The 15313-nt window shown below is 62.7% G+C and carries 14 protein-coding genes and 1 tRNA gene; 2 read left to right on the top strand and 13 right to left on the bottom strand.

The features are described from left to right. Positions 1-73: 73 nt before the first annotated feature. Entirely contained in the window at positions 74-661 is a 588-nt protein-coding gene (locus ON058_RS07105; protein WP_274668422.1) for an ANTAR domain-containing response regulator, read from the bottom strand. A 68-nt stretch (positions 662-729) separates the two neighbouring features. Here ON058_RS07105 and ON058_RS07110 point away from each other — a divergent pair. Both ON058_RS07110 and ON058_RS07115 read left to right on the top strand, forming a co-directional pair. Beyond that, positions 730-803, top strand: a tRNA-Leu gene (locus tag ON058_RS07110). A 72-nt stretch (positions 804-875) separates the two neighbouring features. Continuing rightward, positions 876-1346 (top strand): methylglyoxal synthase, encoded by a 471-nt coding sequence (locus tag ON058_RS07115; RefSeq protein WP_274668327.1) that lies wholly within the window; start codon positions 876-878, stop codon positions 1344-1346. Positions 1347-1582: 236 nt separating this feature from the next. On the opposite strand, the gene pyk is transcribed toward ON058_RS07115, so the two are convergent. The 12 genes from pyk to ON058_RS07175 form a co-directional block, all read right to left on the bottom strand. Then, the gene (pyk, locus tag ON058_RS07120) at positions 1583-3004 is read right to left on the bottom strand and encodes a pyruvate kinase (protein ID WP_274668328.1); all 1422 of its coding nucleotides are present in this window, start codon (positions 3002-3004) and stop codon (positions 1583-1585) included. Positions 3005-3026: 22 nt separating this feature from the next. Further along, positions 3027-4493: a glutamate synthase subunit beta gene (locus ON058_RS07125; RefSeq protein WP_274668329.1), complete on the bottom strand. Its 1467-nt coding sequence runs from the start codon at positions 4491-4493 to the stop codon at positions 3027-3029. After that, entirely contained in the window at positions 4486-9021 is a 4536-nt protein-coding gene (gltB, locus tag ON058_RS07130) for a glutamate synthase large subunit (protein ID WP_274668330.1), read from the bottom strand. Before gltB ends, ON058_RS07125 begins: the two co-directional genes overlap by 8 nt. 119 nt (positions 9022-9140) lie before the next feature. After that, entirely contained in the window at positions 9141-10154 is a 1014-nt protein-coding gene (gene lgt / locus ON058_RS07135) for a prolipoprotein diacylglyceryl transferase (protein ID WP_274668331.1), read from the bottom strand. Beyond that, entirely contained in the window at positions 10151-10939 is a 789-nt protein-coding gene (trpA, locus tag ON058_RS07140) for a tryptophan synthase subunit alpha (protein ID WP_274668332.1), read from the bottom strand. The genes lgt and trpA overlap by 4 nt, the downstream gene beginning before the upstream one ends. Beyond that, entirely contained in the window at positions 10936-12144 is a 1209-nt protein-coding gene (trpB, locus tag ON058_RS07145; RefSeq protein ID WP_274668333.1) for a tryptophan synthase subunit beta, read from the bottom strand. Before trpB ends, trpA begins: the two co-directional genes overlap by 4 nt. Then, positions 12141-12950: an indole-3-glycerol phosphate synthase TrpC gene (gene trpC, locus ON058_RS07150; protein ID WP_274668334.1), complete on the bottom strand. Its 810-nt coding sequence runs from the start codon at positions 12948-12950 to the stop codon at positions 12141-12143. The genes trpB and trpC overlap by 4 nt, the downstream gene beginning before the upstream one ends. A 114-nt stretch (positions 12951-13064) precedes the next feature. Further along, complete coding sequence (locus ON058_RS07155) at positions 13065-13520, bottom strand: DUF2752 domain-containing protein (RefSeq protein ID WP_274668335.1); 456 nt, start codon at positions 13518-13520, stop codon at positions 13065-13067. Positions 13521-13529: 9 nt separating this feature from the next. Further along, on the bottom strand, positions 13530-13847 hold the full coding sequence (locus ON058_RS07160) for a DUF4190 domain-containing protein (protein WP_274668336.1): 318 nt from the start codon (positions 13845-13847) through the stop codon (positions 13530-13532). Positions 13848-14190: 343 nt separating this feature from the next. Beyond that, positions 14191-14631 carry a DUF2752 domain-containing protein gene (locus tag ON058_RS07165; protein WP_274668337.1) on the bottom strand — a complete coding sequence of 147 codons (441 nt, stop codon included), beginning with the start codon at positions 14629-14631 and terminating at the stop codon, positions 14191-14193. A gap of 2 nt (positions 14632-14633) precedes the next feature. After that, positions 14634-14999, bottom strand: coding sequence for a DUF4190 domain-containing protein (locus ON058_RS07170; RefSeq protein ID WP_274668338.1), 366 nt, complete (start codon positions 14997-14999; stop codon positions 14634-14636). Between the two features lie 73 nt (positions 15000-15072). Beyond that, positions 15073-15309 (bottom strand): HGxxPAAW family protein, encoded by a 237-nt coding sequence (locus ON058_RS07175; RefSeq protein ID WP_274668339.1) that lies wholly within the window; start codon positions 15307-15309, stop codon positions 15073-15075. Positions 15310-15313 lie beyond the last annotated feature (4 nt).

Consider the following 15313-nt stretch of genomic DNA (forward strand, 5'->3'; position numbering starts at 1 on the left):
ACCCGAGAACGCAAGTCGGGCAGCCACGTTCACCGTGACTGCCCGACGAGAAAACTCGAAAAACGAGGGAGGTTTACTTCCCTGACATCTGCTCAATCACGGCCTCGGCGACCTCGCGCATCGTCAAGCGGCGGTCCATGGACGTCTTCTGGATCCAGCGGAAAGACTCAGGCTCGTTGAGCTTCATCTTCTCCATCAGAAGGCCCTTCGCGCGCTCCACCTTCTTACGGGTCTCCATCCGCTCGTTGATGTCGGCGATTTCCGACTCGAGCGCGCGAATCTCCGCGAAGCGCGACGCGGCAATCTCCACTGCGGGCAACAAGTCTGCGGGAGTAAACGGCTTCACCACGTATGCCATGGCACCAGCGTCACGTGCGCGCTCGACCAACTCCGTCTGGGAGAAAGCCGTCAGCAGCACCACGGGAGCCACGCGCTCTGCCGCAATCTGCTCAGCTGCGGTAATTCCATCCATGACAGGCATCTTGATATCCATGACGACAACGTCAGGCTTGTGTTCCTTGGCGAGCGCGACGCCTTCTTCACCGTTAGCCCCCTCGCCTACCACGTCGTATCCACCCTCACGGAGGGTCTCTACGATGTCCATGCGGATGAGCGCTTCATCCTCCGCAACAACGGCCCGACGCTTCTTCGTCGCAGGCACTTCTGCGGGTGCTTTTTCCTGAGGTGTGTCATCAACGTTCGTCACAGGCGCTAGCCTAGTCTCCTAGGGCCCCGATAGCCCAACTGGCAGAGGCATACGGCTCAAACCCGTACCAGTGTGGGTTCGAATCCCACTCGGGGCACGAATCGGGCGTGACGATGCGCAAAGCGCCTCGTCACGCCCGTAACGCCTACCCCCCTTGGAGGACGTAGACATGGTTGATGCCGAACGTACCCCTGCAGCCGCGAAACATATCGCGCTCGTCGCCCACGACAACAAGAAGTCAGAGCTTCTTGAGTGGGCAAAGTTCAACAAGGGCTCCTTGTCTCGCCACCACCTCTACGCGACCGGGACCACAGGGTCCATGCTTGAGGACGTACTTGACCTTCCTGTGACACGATTCCTGTCGGGGCCCATCGGGGGTGACCAACAGATCGGTGCTCGAATCGCAGAGGGCAAGATCGATTTGCTCGTGTTCTTCTGGGACCCGCTCGAGGCTCAGCCTCACGACCCCGATGTCAAAGCCCTGCTGAGGCTAGGCTGCGTGTGGAACATTCCCATGGCGAGCAACGTTGCCACCGCCGACTTCCTGATCTCCTCTCCCCTGTTCCGCGAGACCTACCAGCGCACGGCGCCAGTCTTGGGTCCCCGCGACTGGACCACGCTCGGTACGCAGGAGTCTTAACCGCACGCTCTTCCTGCACGGCAGGTCCCACGTACTCACGGGTCTCTATGCGGCCTGCCCAGATGCGGCAACAAGCCCCGCCATGGCCTCATATTCCCTGTACTCGGCGCTGCAGTTCATCAACCCCAGCGTGACCCGCGATATGGACCACCCAGGCTTGTGGGGCCTTCAGACAACAAAAAGCGCGGGCCCCGCACCGTGAGGTGAGGAGCCCGCGCCGCAGGTATGAACGGAACTTATCCGCGAACCTGACCGACCTTGTGGACGAAGATCGAGTTCGTCGTTCCAGCAGTTCCGACGGGAGTACCCGACACGACCACGACGTAATCGCCGTCGACAGCCTTGCCGGACTCCTTCAGATAGCCGTCAACGAGGTTCACCATCTCGTCAGTAGTCTCAACGCGGTCCACCAACTCAGCATCCACGCCCCAGCTCAGCGCGAGACGCTTCTGCGTCTTGGGCTCGGGGGTGAAGGCCAGCATCGGGACGCTCGGGCGCAGGCGAGCCATACGCACGGCAGAGTCGCCGGACTGGGTAAACGTCACGATGTACTTGATGTCGAGCGCATCAGCGATCTCAGCCGCAGCGTGGGTCACCGCGCCACCGCGAGTCTTGGGCGTCGTCAAGAAGGGTGCGATACGGCTGTACCCCTTCTCTTCCGTGTTGCGCACGATGCGAGCCATCGTCTCGACAGTAACGATCGGGAAGTCACCCACCGAGGTCTCACCGGAGAGCATCACAGCATCGGTGCCATCAAGGATCGCGTTGGCGCAGTCCGACGTTTCCGCACGGGTAGGAACCGGCGAGTGAGTCATCGACTCAAGCACCTGCGTAGCGACGATCACGGGCTTGGCGTTCGCACGGCACAGTTCGATGGCGCGCTTCTGGACCAGCGGAACCTCTTCGAGCGGAAGCTCCACACCAAGGTCACCACGAGCGACCATGATGCCGTCGAAGGCGTCGACGATCTCTTCAAGGTTGTCGACGGCCTGCGGCTTCTCCACCTTGGCAACGACGGGAACCGTAATGCCCTCCTCGGCCATGATGCGAGCGACGTCTTCGTAGTCGGCGGCATTGCGCACGAACGACAACGCGATGAAGTCTGCACCAATCTTCAGGCCCCAACGCAGGTCGTCCTCGTCCTTCTCGGACAGCGCGGGAACAGACACCGAAACGCCAGGCAAGTTGATGCCCTTGTTGTTCGACACCGGGCCGGGCACGACGCACTTGGTGATGACATCGGTCTCGGTGACGTCGGTCACCTCGAGCCGGACCTTGCCATCGTCGATGAGGAGCGTGTCGCCAGGCGAGCAGTCGCCTGGCAGGCCCTTGAAGGTCGTGCCACAGATGTCCTTGGTGCCTTCCACGTCACGAGTGGTGATCGTGAAGACATCACCGATAGCGAGCTCGTGTGGTCCGTTGGCGAACTTCTCCAGACGGATCTTGGGGCCCTGCAGGTCAACCAGGACGGCCACGTTGCGACCCGACTCCTCAGCTGCCTGACGAACGTTGTTGTACACCGCCTCGTGCTCTTCAGTGCTGCCGTGCGATCGGTTGATACGAGCGACGTCCATGCCCGCATTCACCAACTCACGCATGCGCTCCAGGGGCGCCGTTGCCGGGCCGATCGTGCAGACAATCTTTGCTTTACGCGACATCTCTCGTTTTCCTCAGATCTCTCTACGCACGGAGCGCAACCGTGCTGGCTGTCACAGGTGCCGGCAGCTCGGTGCTACCGGTCAGGTACTCATCGATCGCAGCGGCGGCCGCACGGCCCTCCGCGATGGCCCACACCACGAGGGACGCGCCGCGCCCGGCATCGCCGGCCACAAACACGCCATCCGCAGAGGTGTGGAAGTCGTCCGCGCGCTCAATGCGCCCGCGGTCGGTGACGGCAACGCCGCCCTGTGTTGTCAAACTTTCCGTCTCTGGTCCCGTGAAGCCCATAGCAATCAGCACCAGATCCGCGGGAATGTCCCGCTCGGTGCCGGCCATCGGAGTCCGTGAACCATCGGCGTTGTACTGAGTCTCAGCGACACGCAATGCCGTGACGTTCCCTGCGTCGTTGCCGATGAACTCGACGGTCGACGCGAGGAACTGGCGGGTGCCACCTTCTTCATGACTCGACGATACTTCGAATACCCGGGGATCCGTAGGCCAAGGGTCATGGTCTGGCCTAGAAACTGGCGGTTTTTTGCCGATCGCGAGGGTCGTCACCGATGCGGCCTTCTGACGGAGCGCGGTGCCGATGCAGTCGGAGCCAGTGTCGCCGCCACCGATCACGATGACGTGTTTGCCCTCGGCATGAATCTGGTCCTCGACGGCGTCACCGGCTGCAGCTTGGTTGCCCTGGTGGAGGTACTCCATCGCGAAGTGAACTCCACCCAACGCACGGCCCGGCAGGGGCAGTTCACGCGGCAGGGGCGCACCAGTGGCGACAAGCACGGCGTCGTAGCGGGCACGCAAGTCGTCCCACGTGACGTCCTTGCCGATCTCGACGTCAGTGCGGAAGCGCGTGCCCTCGGCCTCCATCTGCTCGATCCGCCGATCGATGTGAATCTTCTCAAGCTTGAAGTCCGGAACTCCGTACCGCATCAAACCGCCGATGCGGTCATCCTTCTCGTAGACACGGACCGTGTGGCCTGCGCGCGTGAGCTGTTGCGCCGCTGCCAAACCTGCGGGACCGGATCCGACCACCGCAATGGTCTTGCCGGTCTGACGCTGCGGAATGTGAGGCTCGACATAGCCTTCCTTGAACGCCTTGTCGATGATCTCTGCTTCGATGCTCTTGATCGTGACCGCAGGCTGGTTGATACCCAACACGCAGGACGTTTCGCAAGGAGCCGGGCAGATGCGTCCGGTGAAGTCCGGGAAGTTGTTCGTAGCGTGGAGACGCTCGATTGCGTCCTCCCACTGTCCCTGACGCACCAGGTCATTCCACTCGGGAATGATGTTGCCCAAGGGGCAACCTTGGTGACAGAACGGAACTCCGCAGTCCATGCAACGTGTCGCCTGTCGACGCAACGTCGGTTCGTCCTTCGTGAGCTCGTCCTTCACGTCCTTCCAGTCAAGGAGTCGGATCGGGACGGGGCGGTTCTGAGGAACCTCACGCTCACGGTACTTCAGGAAGCCTTGGGGGTCAGCCACCGGTTACCTCCAGGAATTCGGCCCAAGCACCCGGAGCGCGCAGATCGCCTCCTGTTGCTTCAAGCTCTGCGAGTGCCTCACGCACGCGTGCGTACTGTGCCGGTAGCACGCGCGTGAAGCGGTCCTTGTTCTCATCCCACTTGGCAAGAAGTTCCTTGCCCCGCGGGGATTCCGTCTCTGCGACATGCCGTTCCAACAGGGTGCGCACGATGGTCTCGTCTTCAGCGTCCAGCGGGCTGAGGGTGAGTTCCCCCGCCGCCAGCGCATCGGCGTTCACACGTTCTACCTTCAAATCAAGGATGTACGCGGTACCACCAGACATACCAGCACCGAGGTTGCGGCCCGTGCGGCCCAGAATCAGCGCCGTGCCGCCCGTCATGTACTCCAGTGCGTGGTCTCCCACTCCTGCCACCACTGCGGTGGCGCCGGAGTTGCGCACCAAGAAGCGTTCGCCTACCTGGCCACGAAGGAAGATCTCGCCTGAGGTCGCACCGTAACCAATAACGTTGCCGGCAATGACGTCCTTGGAGTCGTCCAGCATCGCTTCGCGGGCGGGCCGGACGACGATGCGTCCTCCGGAAAGTCCCTTGCCCACGTAGTCGTTCGCGTCGCCCTGCAAGCGCAACGTGATGCCTCGCGGCACAAACGCACCAAAGGACTGACCTGCGGAGCCCTGGAAGTTGACGGAGATCGTGTCGTCTTCCAGGCCTGCACCGCGATAGCGGCGCGTGACTTCGTAACCCAGCATGGTGCCGACCGTGCGGTTCACGTTGCGGATCGGCATATCGATCTGCACTGCTTCCCCACGCTCCAAGGCGGGTGACGCAGCGGCAATGAGCTCCTGGTCAAGCGCCACGTCCAACGAGTGGTCCTGCACTGTGGCGTTGCTCAACGCTCGTCCCGGTTCGGGACGCGCCAGGACTGGCGTCAAGTCCAGCCCCTTGGCCTTCCAGTGATCGATTGCTTCTCGAGTGTCGAGCGCCTCGACGTGCCCGACGGCCTCAGCGATCGAACGGAATCCGAGCTGCGCGAGCAGTTCACGTACCTGCTCGGCGATGAACTCGAAGAAGTTCACGACGTGCTCGGCCTTGCCGGTGAAGCGCTCTCGCAACTCTGGGTTCTGCGTAGCGACACCCACCGGGCAGGTGTTCAGGTGGCATACGCGCATCATGATGCAGCCCTCGACCACCAACGGCGCGGTCGCGAAGCCGAACTCTTCTGCTCCGAGCAGTGCGCCGATGACGACGTCACGTCCCGTCTTCATCTGTCCGTCGACCTGAACCACGACGCGGTCACGCAAGTCGTTCAGCACCAGGGTCTGCTGGGTATCGGCCAACCCAATCTCCCACGGCGCACCCGCGTGCTTGAGGGAGTTGAGAGGACTTGCCCCAGTTCCGCCGTCCTGGCCGGAGATGAGGACCACGTCCGACTTGCACTTCGCCACGCCTGCAGCGATCGTGCCAACGCCGATTTCCGACACCAGCTTGGTGTGAATACGAGCTTGCGGGTTGGCGTTCTTGAGATCGTGGATCAGTTGCTTGAGATCCTCGATCGAGTAAATGTCGTGGTGAGGCGGCGGGGAAATCAGCCCCACACCAGGAGTGGAGTGTCGTGTCTCCGCGACCCAGGGGTAGACCTTGGAGCCCGGGAGCTGACCACCCTCACCAGGCTTGGCGCCCTGCGCCAGCTTGATCTGGATGTCATCAGAGTTCACGAGGTACTCGCTCGTCACGCCAAAGCGGCCGGATGCCACCTGCTTGATCGCCGAACGACGCTCGGGATCGTACAGGCGCTCCACGGACTCGCCACCTTCACCGGTATTCGACTTACCGCCGAGTCGGTTCATCGCGATGGCCAGTGTCTCGTGCGCTTCTTCGGAGATCGACCCATAGGACATTGCACCGGTCGAGAAACGCTTGACGATCTCGGAAATGGGCTCGACCTCATCCAAGGCAACCGGCTCACGGTCAGACGCGAACTCGAACAGGCCACGCAAGGTCATCAGGCGCTTCGCCTGGTTGTCCACGCGGTCGGTGTACTGCCGGAAGACGTCGTACTTCCGCTCGCGGGTAGCGTGCTGAAGTTTGAAGATCGTCTCAGGGTCGAACAAGTGCTCTTCACCGTCACGTCGCCACTGATACTCACCACCGGTGTTCAGGCGGCGGTGCGCAGGCAACTCACCTGACGCGGGGTACGCATCGGCATGGCGCAGCGCAACCTCACGAGCGATGACGTCCAGGCCCACGCCATCGACCTGGCTGGGGGTGCCGACGAAGTGACGGTCGACGAACTCACGGGACAACCCGATGGCTTCGAAAACCTGGGCGCCGCGGTACGACTGAATCGTCGAGATACCCATCTTCGACATGATCTTCAGCACACCCTTGCCGAGTGCCTTGATGAAGTTCTTGACGGCCTTCTCTGAAGCCATGTCGCCCAGGAAACCACGAGCTGCCAGGTCCTCGATGGTCTCCATAGCCAGGTACGGGTTCACTGCGGCGCAACCATAGCCCACGAGAAGAGCGACGTGGTGAACTTCACGCACATCTCCGGCCTCCACGACAAGCGATGCCCGAGTGCGAGAGTGGTTGCGCACCAAGTGATGGTGCACGGCCGATGTCAGCAGGAGCGACGGGATCGGTGCAAAGTCCTGGTTGCCGTCGCGGTCGGACAGGACGATGAATGAGACGCCTTCCTTGATGGCCTGATCGACCTCGTCAAAGATGTCATCGAGGCGGCGCTGCAGCCCCTCTTCGCCGTCTTGAACGCGGTAGAGACCACGGATCTTGCGCGCTGAGAAGACGCCCTTCAGGCGCGGGTCAGCATCGATGTGGAGGATCTTCGCCAGTTCATCGTTGTCGATGACGGGGAACTCCAACATGATCTTGCGAGCGTGTTCCGCCGTGGTGTCCAGCAGGTTTGGCTCGGGACCGATCGCGCCGCCGATGGCGGTCACGATCTCTTCACGGATGGCATCCAGCGGCGGGTTCGTGACCTGCGCGAACATCTGTGTGAAGTAGTCGAACAGCAAACGGGGGCGATCCGACAACACCGCAATGGGGGTGTCGGAGCCCATCGCACCGATCGGCTCTGCACCGTTGAGGGCCATCGGGGTCAGAAGCTTCTTCAGCTCCTCTTCCGTGTAACCAAAGGCGCGCTGACGACGCTTGACCGACGCCTGTGAGTGCACAATGTGCTCTCGATCCGGGACCTCAGACAAGCGCACGGCGTTGTCGCGCACCCACTGCTCGTAGGGGTGTTCCGAAGCAAGACGGGTCTTAATTTCTTCGTCTTCAATGATGCGCCCAGCAGCGGTGTCTACCAGGAACATGCGGCCTGGCTGCAGGCGTCCCTTGCGGACGACCTTGGCGGGATCGATGTCAAGGAGACCGGCTTCCGATCCGGCCACCACCAAGCCTTCATCCGTCACCCAGAAACGACCTGGACGGAGACCGTTGCGGTCGAGCGTGGCACCGATCACCGTGCCGTCGGTGAAGTGAAGGGCAGCGGGACCGTCCCACGGTTCCATGAGCGCCGAGTGGTACTCGTAGAAGGACCGCCGTGCGGGGTCCATCTCGGAGTTGTTCTGCCAGGCCTCAGGCATCATCATGAGCACGGCATGCGGCAGCGACCGGCCGGCGAGGTGCAGGAGCTCCAAAACCTCATCGAAAGAGGCGGTGTCGGAGGCCGAGGCGGAACACACTGGCATCAGGTCCGCGACTTCCCCGAGTACCTCGGAGCGCAGGGTGCCTTCGCGTGCGGTCATCCAGTTGCGGTTGCCCTGCACGGTGTTGATCTCACCGTTGTGCGCGATTCCGCGCAGCGGCTGTGCGAGTGGCCAGGACGGGAAAGTGTTGGTCGAGAAGCGCGAGTGTACGAGCGCAAGCTCAGACGCATACAGCTCATGGGTCAGATCAGGAAACACCTGCTCCAACTGATAGGTCGTGAGCATCCCCTTGTAGGTGAGCGTTCGGCTCGACAGGGAGGCAAAGAACGGACCACCATTGTTCTCTGCACGCTTACGGACCCGGTAGACACGGCGGTCAAGCGCAATGCCCGACAGTCCGTCGACGGCGACGAACACCTGACGGAAGGTTGGCATCGCCTCACGTGCCGACGGTCCGAGCGGATCGCCAACGGCTGGAACATCGCGCCAACCCAGGACCGTCACGCCCTCAAGGGCGGCCGCACTCTCAAAGGCTGAAACCTCAGTCGACTCGGAACCCGGAGTCAAGAAGGCGATGCCGACGGCGTACTCGCCCTTCTCGGGAAGGTCAAAGTCGACGACAGCACGAAGGAAGGCGTCCGGCACCTGAGTCAGGATGCCCGCGCCGTCGCCTGTCTCCGTCTCTGCACCAACCGCGCCGCGGTGCTCCAAGTTCTTCAGAGCCGTCAGCCCAGCCTCGACAATGTCGCGACCAGGCGTGCCTCGTAGGGTCGCTACAAAAGCGACACCACACGCATCGTGCTCGTACGCGGGGTTATACAGCCCTTGCGCGGGCTGGGAAGCGCCAGTGAGCGCAGCCATCACACCGTCCTTGCTTTTCCCGGGAATGAGCCGGGCAATCGTTGGTTGCGGGGCGCCGTCGACCCGGTGAACACACGGGTGTTAAGCCTACCGCGAACCAGGCGTAGGTAAAGAATCGGCTAGGTGTTTTCCTGCCGGGGCGTCTCTTCCGCATCATCGGCCGGAGAATCGGCGGATGGGGCCTGGTCACTGACCTGGTCCAGGCCTGCTTCGCCACGGTTTCCGAGGTCACTCTCGTCTGCCGCAGCACCGTGGTGCGCGACAGACTCAGCGTCCTCTACCCCGGCGACGGCCGCGAGCTGACTCCTTGGCATGGTCGCTATAGCTCGCCCACGCTGGAGGCGTCCCAGCATGACGAACATCACGACAGCAAGCGTGAGCACAGCGAGCGACACCCACACGTTGACGCGTACGCCAAGAATGTGCACAGCGGTATCGATGCGGACTGTCTCAATCCAGAGACGTCCAGAGACGTAGACGATCACGTAGAGCCAGAACACTCGACCGCCACGCAAGTTGTACTTGCGGTCCAACCAGATGATGAGGAACGCTCCAACGAGGTTCCACAACAACTCATACAAGAAGGTCGGGTGGAAGGTGGTGTACTGCTCAAAGCCTTCGGGTCGGAAAGCCGGATCAATCTCGAGCGCCCATGGCAGGTCGGTCGGACCACCAAAGAGCTCTTGGTTGAAGTAGTTGCCCAAACGTCCGATCGCCTGCGCGATCAGCACTGCGGGTGCGGCGGAGTCTGCGAAGGCGGAGAACGAAACTCCGCTGCGACGTGCGCCGATGAAGGCGCCCAAGGCTCCGAGGGCAACAGCGCCCCAGATTCCCAGTCCACCTTCCCAAATCTTGAAGGCGTCCCACGGGTTCCCGTTGGCGCCGAAGTACGGGCCGGGGGTGGAGATCACGTGGTACAGCCGGCCGCCAACAATGCCAAAAGGAATCGCCCAGATCGCGATGTCGGCAACGGCATCGGCGTCACCACCGCGCTCTACCCATCGCTTGGTGGTGAGCCATAGCGCGACAAAGATCCCCAGCATGATGCACAACGCGTACGTGTGGATCGTGAGCGGCCCAAGCGCGAAACTCGACCACTCCACCGGAGGACTGGGGATGGAGGCTGGAATCATGACTGTCCTCGCACTCCTGCGGCAAGTTCTTGAACCTTGATCCTCAGAGCTTCCATATCGCCATGGTCGCCGAGCGCCTTCACGAAGGCTGACCCGACGATCACACCGTCGGCGTAGGCAGCCACGTCTGCTGCCTGAACACCCGTCGACACACCCAGGCCCACGCAGACGAACTCAGCACCCGCGGCTCGCGCCTCCACTACCACGCGTTCGGCAGCTGAACCCACTGACGCACGCTCGCCGGTCACGCCCATCAATGAGGTCGCGTACACAAAGCCGCGCGAAGCTCCGACGGTGAGGTGCATTCGCTCGCGAGTGGTCGACGGCGCCGCCAGGAAGATCGTGTCGACGTCCTCGGCTCGCGCAGCAGCGATCCAATCTTGGCCCGTATCCGGGGTCAAGTCAGGCGTAATGACGCCGGCTCCACCGGCAGCCTTGAGTTCCTGGGCAAAGCGCTCATAGCCACGCTGGATCATCAGGTTGCAGTACGACATCACCACTGGTACCGCACCCGCTTGCGCGACTGCCTCGACAGCGGTGAATGCGTCGTCGACCTTGACCCCGCCCTCAAGCGCAATCGCGGCGGCGTGCTGGATGACAGGACCGTCCAGAACGGGATCCGAATATGGCGGCCCCACCTCAACAATGTCGCAACCCGCATCAACCAGAACACGCATCGCCTCGACCGAGGCTTCGACCGTGGGATAGCCGACCGGCAGATAGCCGATCAATGCAGCGCGGCCTTCGGCGCGCACCTCCGCCAGGCGGTCCGTCAGGGCGCTCATGCGTCCTCCTTAGGCAGCATGTCGAACCATCGCGCGGCCTGCTCCACGTCCTTGTCTCCACGACCTGACAATGTCACCAGAACTGTGGCATCGGGACCAAGCTCATTGCCCAGACGGATTGCTCCGGCCAGTGCGTGGGACGACTCGATAGCCGGCATGATTCCCTCGGTACGAGTCAACAGGCGGAAGGCGTCCATAGCGTCGGCATCGGTCACCGGCCAGTATTCAGCGCGGCCGATGCTTGCAAGCCACGTGTGTTCAGGACCCACGCCCGGGTAGTCCAGGCCTGCGGAAATGGAGTGGGAGGGAAGCGTCTGGCCTTCCTCGTCCTGCAGGATGAAGGAGCGCGAGCCATGGAGGATGCCGGGGCGTCCGCCCGTCAGCGTTGCGGCGTGCCGTCCAGTTTCGACGCCATCACCTGCAGCTTCACAACCGATCAAACGCACGTCAGTGTCGTCTAAGAACGCGTCGAAGGAGCCGATTGCGTTGGAGCCGCCTCCAATACATGCCACCACCGCGTCGGGCAGGCCACCCAAGTCAAGCATCTGCGCACGGGACTCTACGGAGATGATCCGCTGGAAGTCGCGAACCATCGCGGGGAATGGGTGCGGACCTGCTGCAGTCCCAAAGACGTAGTTCGTGTGGTCAACATTGGCCACCCAGTCCCGGAAGGCTTCGTTGATCGCGTCACGAAGAGTACGGGTACCGGTCGCCACGGGAATCACTTCAGCCCCGAGCAAGCGCATGCGAGCGACATTGAGCGCCTGGCGCTCGGTGTCTTCCTCGCCCATATAGATCACGCACTCGAGGTCCATCAAAGCAGCGGCGGTCGCCGTGGCAACGCCATGCTGGCCGGCGCCCGTCTCCGCGATGACGCGAGTCTTGCCGATGCGCTTGGTCAGGAGTGCTTGACCCAGCACGTTGTTGATCTTGTGCGATCCAGTGTGATTGAGATCCTCACGCTTGAGGAGAACCCGTGCACCACCAGCGTGCTTGGCGAACCGGGGCACGTCAGTGATGATGGACGGCCGTCCCGTGTAGTCCCGGGCCAGGCGTACAAGTTCCTCAGTGAAGGACGGATCGATCCGCGCCTTCTCATATGCGTCCGTGAGTTCATCCAGCGCTGCCATGAGGGCCTCTGGTACAAACTGGCCGCCAAACTCTCCAAAGAAAGGCCCGGGCGCTGACTGAAGGGACTCTGTCACGGGCGCACCGCCCGGAGTGCGGGGTGTGCACCCGCGGCAACCATCTCAGCAACAGCGTGGCGGGGGTCCTTGTGCTTCACCAGGGCTTCCCCCACGAGAACCGCATCCGCACCCATCCGGGCGTACTCAACGACGTCATGACCGTCACGAATGCCGGACTCTGCGACTCGCACGATTCCTTCAGGAATGATGGGCGCCACACGCTGGAAGGTGTGCCGGTCCACTTCGAGGGTCTTGAGGTTCCTTGCGTTGACGCCGATCACGCGCGCTCCCGCATCGGCCGCCCGCTTAACTTCTTCCTCGTCATGCACTTCGACAAGGGCGCACATCCCGAGGGAGTGCACTCGCTCGATCAGGCTTTCAAGTGCCATCTGGTCCAACGCCGCAACGATGAGAAGCACCACATCAGCGCCGTGTGCCCGCGCTTCCCAGACTTGATAGGGAGTAACGATGAAGTCCTTGCGCAGAATGGGAATCTCCACCTTGGAACGGACCGCGTCGAGGTCGTCCAGGGAGCCTCCAAAGCGGCGCTCTTCGGTCAGGACCGAAATGACGGATGCGCCGCCGGCTTCATACTCCGTGGCGAGCAGCGCTGGGTCGGTGATCGAGGCAAGCGAGCCCTTCGAGGGGCTCGAACGCTTGACCTCAGCGATGACAGCGACTTCGTCGCGAGCCAACATTTGCCGGGCATCAATGGCACCGGGGAGCCGTGAAGCCCGCTCCTTCAACTGGTCCATGGGCGTTGCCGCCTCACGCACAGCGAGGTCCTCCCGGACACCTGCAATGATGCTGTCGAGCACGCTCATACTGTTGCCTCTCCCATGGCCACCATGGTAGCGCCGAGTGGCGGCCTCCCAGACCGCTCCCTCAGCTGAGCAAGCACTGTCTCGGCGAACGCACGTAGGGAGTGCCCGGAGGTCTCACGGAGCAAGGAATGGCGCGAAGGGCGGCACATTGCGCAACACAAAGAAGAGCGCCAACGTCAGGGCCAACACCACGCCATGCCACGGCTTGACTCCCCACGGGCGCGAGGGGTAGCCGCGTGTCCAACGCCACCACCTCCACCACAGTGCCGCTAGCACCGGCACCGCTGCCACGACGAGCGGGTTCATATCCCAGGCAGCGCTCACATCACCATGAGCCATGGAGTAGACCGCGCGAGTACCCCCACACCCGGGACACCACCATCCGGTCATCGCCAGGAACTGACATGACGCCACTCCCCCGCCTGGCTCGTACGGATTTCTGGCGACCACCACCGCACCGCCGACGACAACGGAAGACGCCACCACCCACGGCCAGGCTCGGGCGTCGGCGACCAAGCCGCGCACCAGCGCTACCCCCCGCAACGCGCGGCGAGAGTGTGGTTCACGCATCGTTGTCGCTTACACGGAGTAGAGCATGGTGCCGTAGCTGAACACTGTCCACACGACAGACACCAACGCGCCGAGCGTGGCGAAACCTCCGGTCACCAACCCCGCGATCGCCATTCCACGTCCTGATCGGTAGATGCCGTCCGTCTCCTTGAGCGCAAGCACGCCAAGGATGACCGCTGTCACTCCCGCGGGGAGCATGAGGAACCAGTAACACAGGAACAACGAGACGATTCCGGTCACCATGGATGCCACGGCCTTGCCCGAGTTGACGGGAGACGAAGGCGTGGCGGCTGGCGGGAACGCTGGCTGGGGTGCTCCAGGAGCCATCGGCTGTGGAGGCAAAGGCTGGGGGTGCGGCGGCCAGGCTTGCGATGGGGGCGTCGGGGGCGCTGCCAACGGCGGAGGATATGCACCAGGCGACGGCGGTGGAGGTGGCCCAGTGGTGCCGGAGCCGTCCGAGTCGAGCCCGCGATAAGGCGATTCGTCGTCGGTCCCCCGAGATTCGGGTTCAGGCTGCTGCGATCCCGGCGGTGGCGGTGGCAGGTCTGACATCGAGGTCCCCCTCTTGTTGTCCTCGTGATGCATCACGCATCTGTTCGCCCAGAAAACTACCGCATGCGGCTGACACCACCACGAGACGACCGCAAGACAATGGCGGCGGCGTCGTCAGTCACGGCGCAAGGAACGGTTGCAACACCGGGATGTTGCGAAGAACCCAAAACACTGCCAGAAGGACGGGCAGTCCCACCGCGAGCCACAGCGGAATACGCGGCAAAGCGGTCCCCCGCCACGCGGCGACCCACCACAACACGATGAGCGTCGCAAGCAAGGGCAAGATCACCACGACGACGACAGGATTCAAAGCGAGTGCCGCCCACACATCCCCATGGGCGAGTTCGTGGGTGGCCCGTAGACCACCGCAGCCAGGGCACCACATCCCTGTCAACGCAAGCCACATACATCCAGGGAAGTGCCCCGGCGCATACGGGTCGCCCCATGCGTTGTAGGCGGTCGCGCCCATAGCAAGGGCCGATGCTGCGGCGGGCGCCATGAGGCGCCGCACCCGGGAACGGGACGTCCCGGGCGTCGCAGCATCGGCCCAAGCCGACACTTCTAGAATCCGTAGGTGTCGAGCGAAATTGCTCCTGTTGCTAGGAGCACTCCATTCAGGATCAGGCTCAACGCAAACAGGCCGACGCCGACCCAACCAAGGATCACACCGATCTTGCCCAACTGGCCGTTTGTTGCCAGGCCCTGTGACTCCGCTTCCTGCGACTTCTTACCGACGATGATCGCGGGGATCGCCGTGAAAATACCGCAACACACGATGCCTAGGATCCCGAGCACCAATGCCCAGGTACCCAAGTTGTTCTTCGACTCATTACCGCCGTTGAACCCTCCGGGAGGGGGCGGGGTGGTGCCGTAAGGAGGCATCGCTCCGCCTGGAGGACCTGCGGGAGGCTGCTGGAAATCTGACATGCGTTTTCTCCTTTGAACGGGCTTGCCTTTGACCTCAAGCCCTGGTGAAAGTGAACACTACAGGTGAGACCTACTACTCCAGGGGCTGGCCGTGACCGAGCGCGCGCAACGCAGCGCCCGCCACCAACGCCACGACGGCGATGCCTACACCAACCCACACCAGCGCCCACACGGGGATCGCGATGCCGAACGACACCAGCAGGGCGGCGATAATGAGGCCCACATTCGTGACCCAGGCAGCCGTCGTCCGGCCGTGGTTCGTGTGCGCAACCTCAGGGAGATCTTCCGGGGCGATCTCAATGCTCGACATGAAT

Origin of the sequence: Demequina sp. B12 (assembly GCF_028823635.1) — a bacterium.
Taxonomy (GTDB): Bacteria; Actinomycetota; Actinomycetes; order Actinomycetales; family Demequinaceae; genus Demequina.

Excerpts from the sequence above, each read along its gene's own strand:
- ON058_RS07115 (WP_274668327.1), top strand. The coding sequence starts at position 876 with ATGGTTGATGCCGAACGTACCCCTGCAGCCGCGAAACATATCGCGCTC.
- pyk (WP_274668328.1), bottom strand. The coding sequence starts at position 3,004 with ATGTCGCGTAAAGCAAAGATTGTCTGCACGATCGGCCCGGCAACGGCG.
- gltB (WP_274668330.1), bottom strand. The coding sequence starts at position 9,021 with ATGGCTGCGCTCACTGGCGCTTCCCAGCCCGCGCAAGGGCTGTATAAC.
- lgt (WP_274668331.1), bottom strand. The coding sequence starts at position 10,154 with ATGATTCCAGCCTCCATCCCCAGTCCTCCGGTGGAGTGGTCGAGTTTC.
- trpA (WP_274668332.1), bottom strand. The coding sequence starts at position 10,939 with ATGAGCGCCCTGACGGACCGCCTGGCGGAGGTGCGCGCCGAAGGCCGC.
- trpC (WP_274668334.1), bottom strand. The coding sequence starts at position 12,950 with ATGAGCGTGCTCGACAGCATCATTGCAGGTGTCCGGGAGGACCTCGCT.
- ON058_RS07155 (WP_274668335.1), bottom strand. The coding sequence starts at position 13,520 with ATGCGTGAACCACACTCTCGCCGCGCGTTGCGGGGGGTAGCGCTGGTG.
- ON058_RS07160 (WP_274668336.1), bottom strand. The coding sequence starts at position 13,847 with ATGGCTCCTGGAGCACCCCAGCCAGCGTTCCCGCCAGCCGCCACGCCT.
- ON058_RS07170 (WP_274668338.1), bottom strand. The coding sequence starts at position 14,999 with ATGTCAGATTTCCAGCAGCCTCCCGCAGGTCCTCCAGGCGGAGCGATG.
- ON058_RS07175 (WP_274668339.1), bottom strand. The coding sequence starts at position 15,309 with ATGTCGAGCATTGAGATCGCCCCGGAAGATCTCCCTGAGGTTGCGCAC.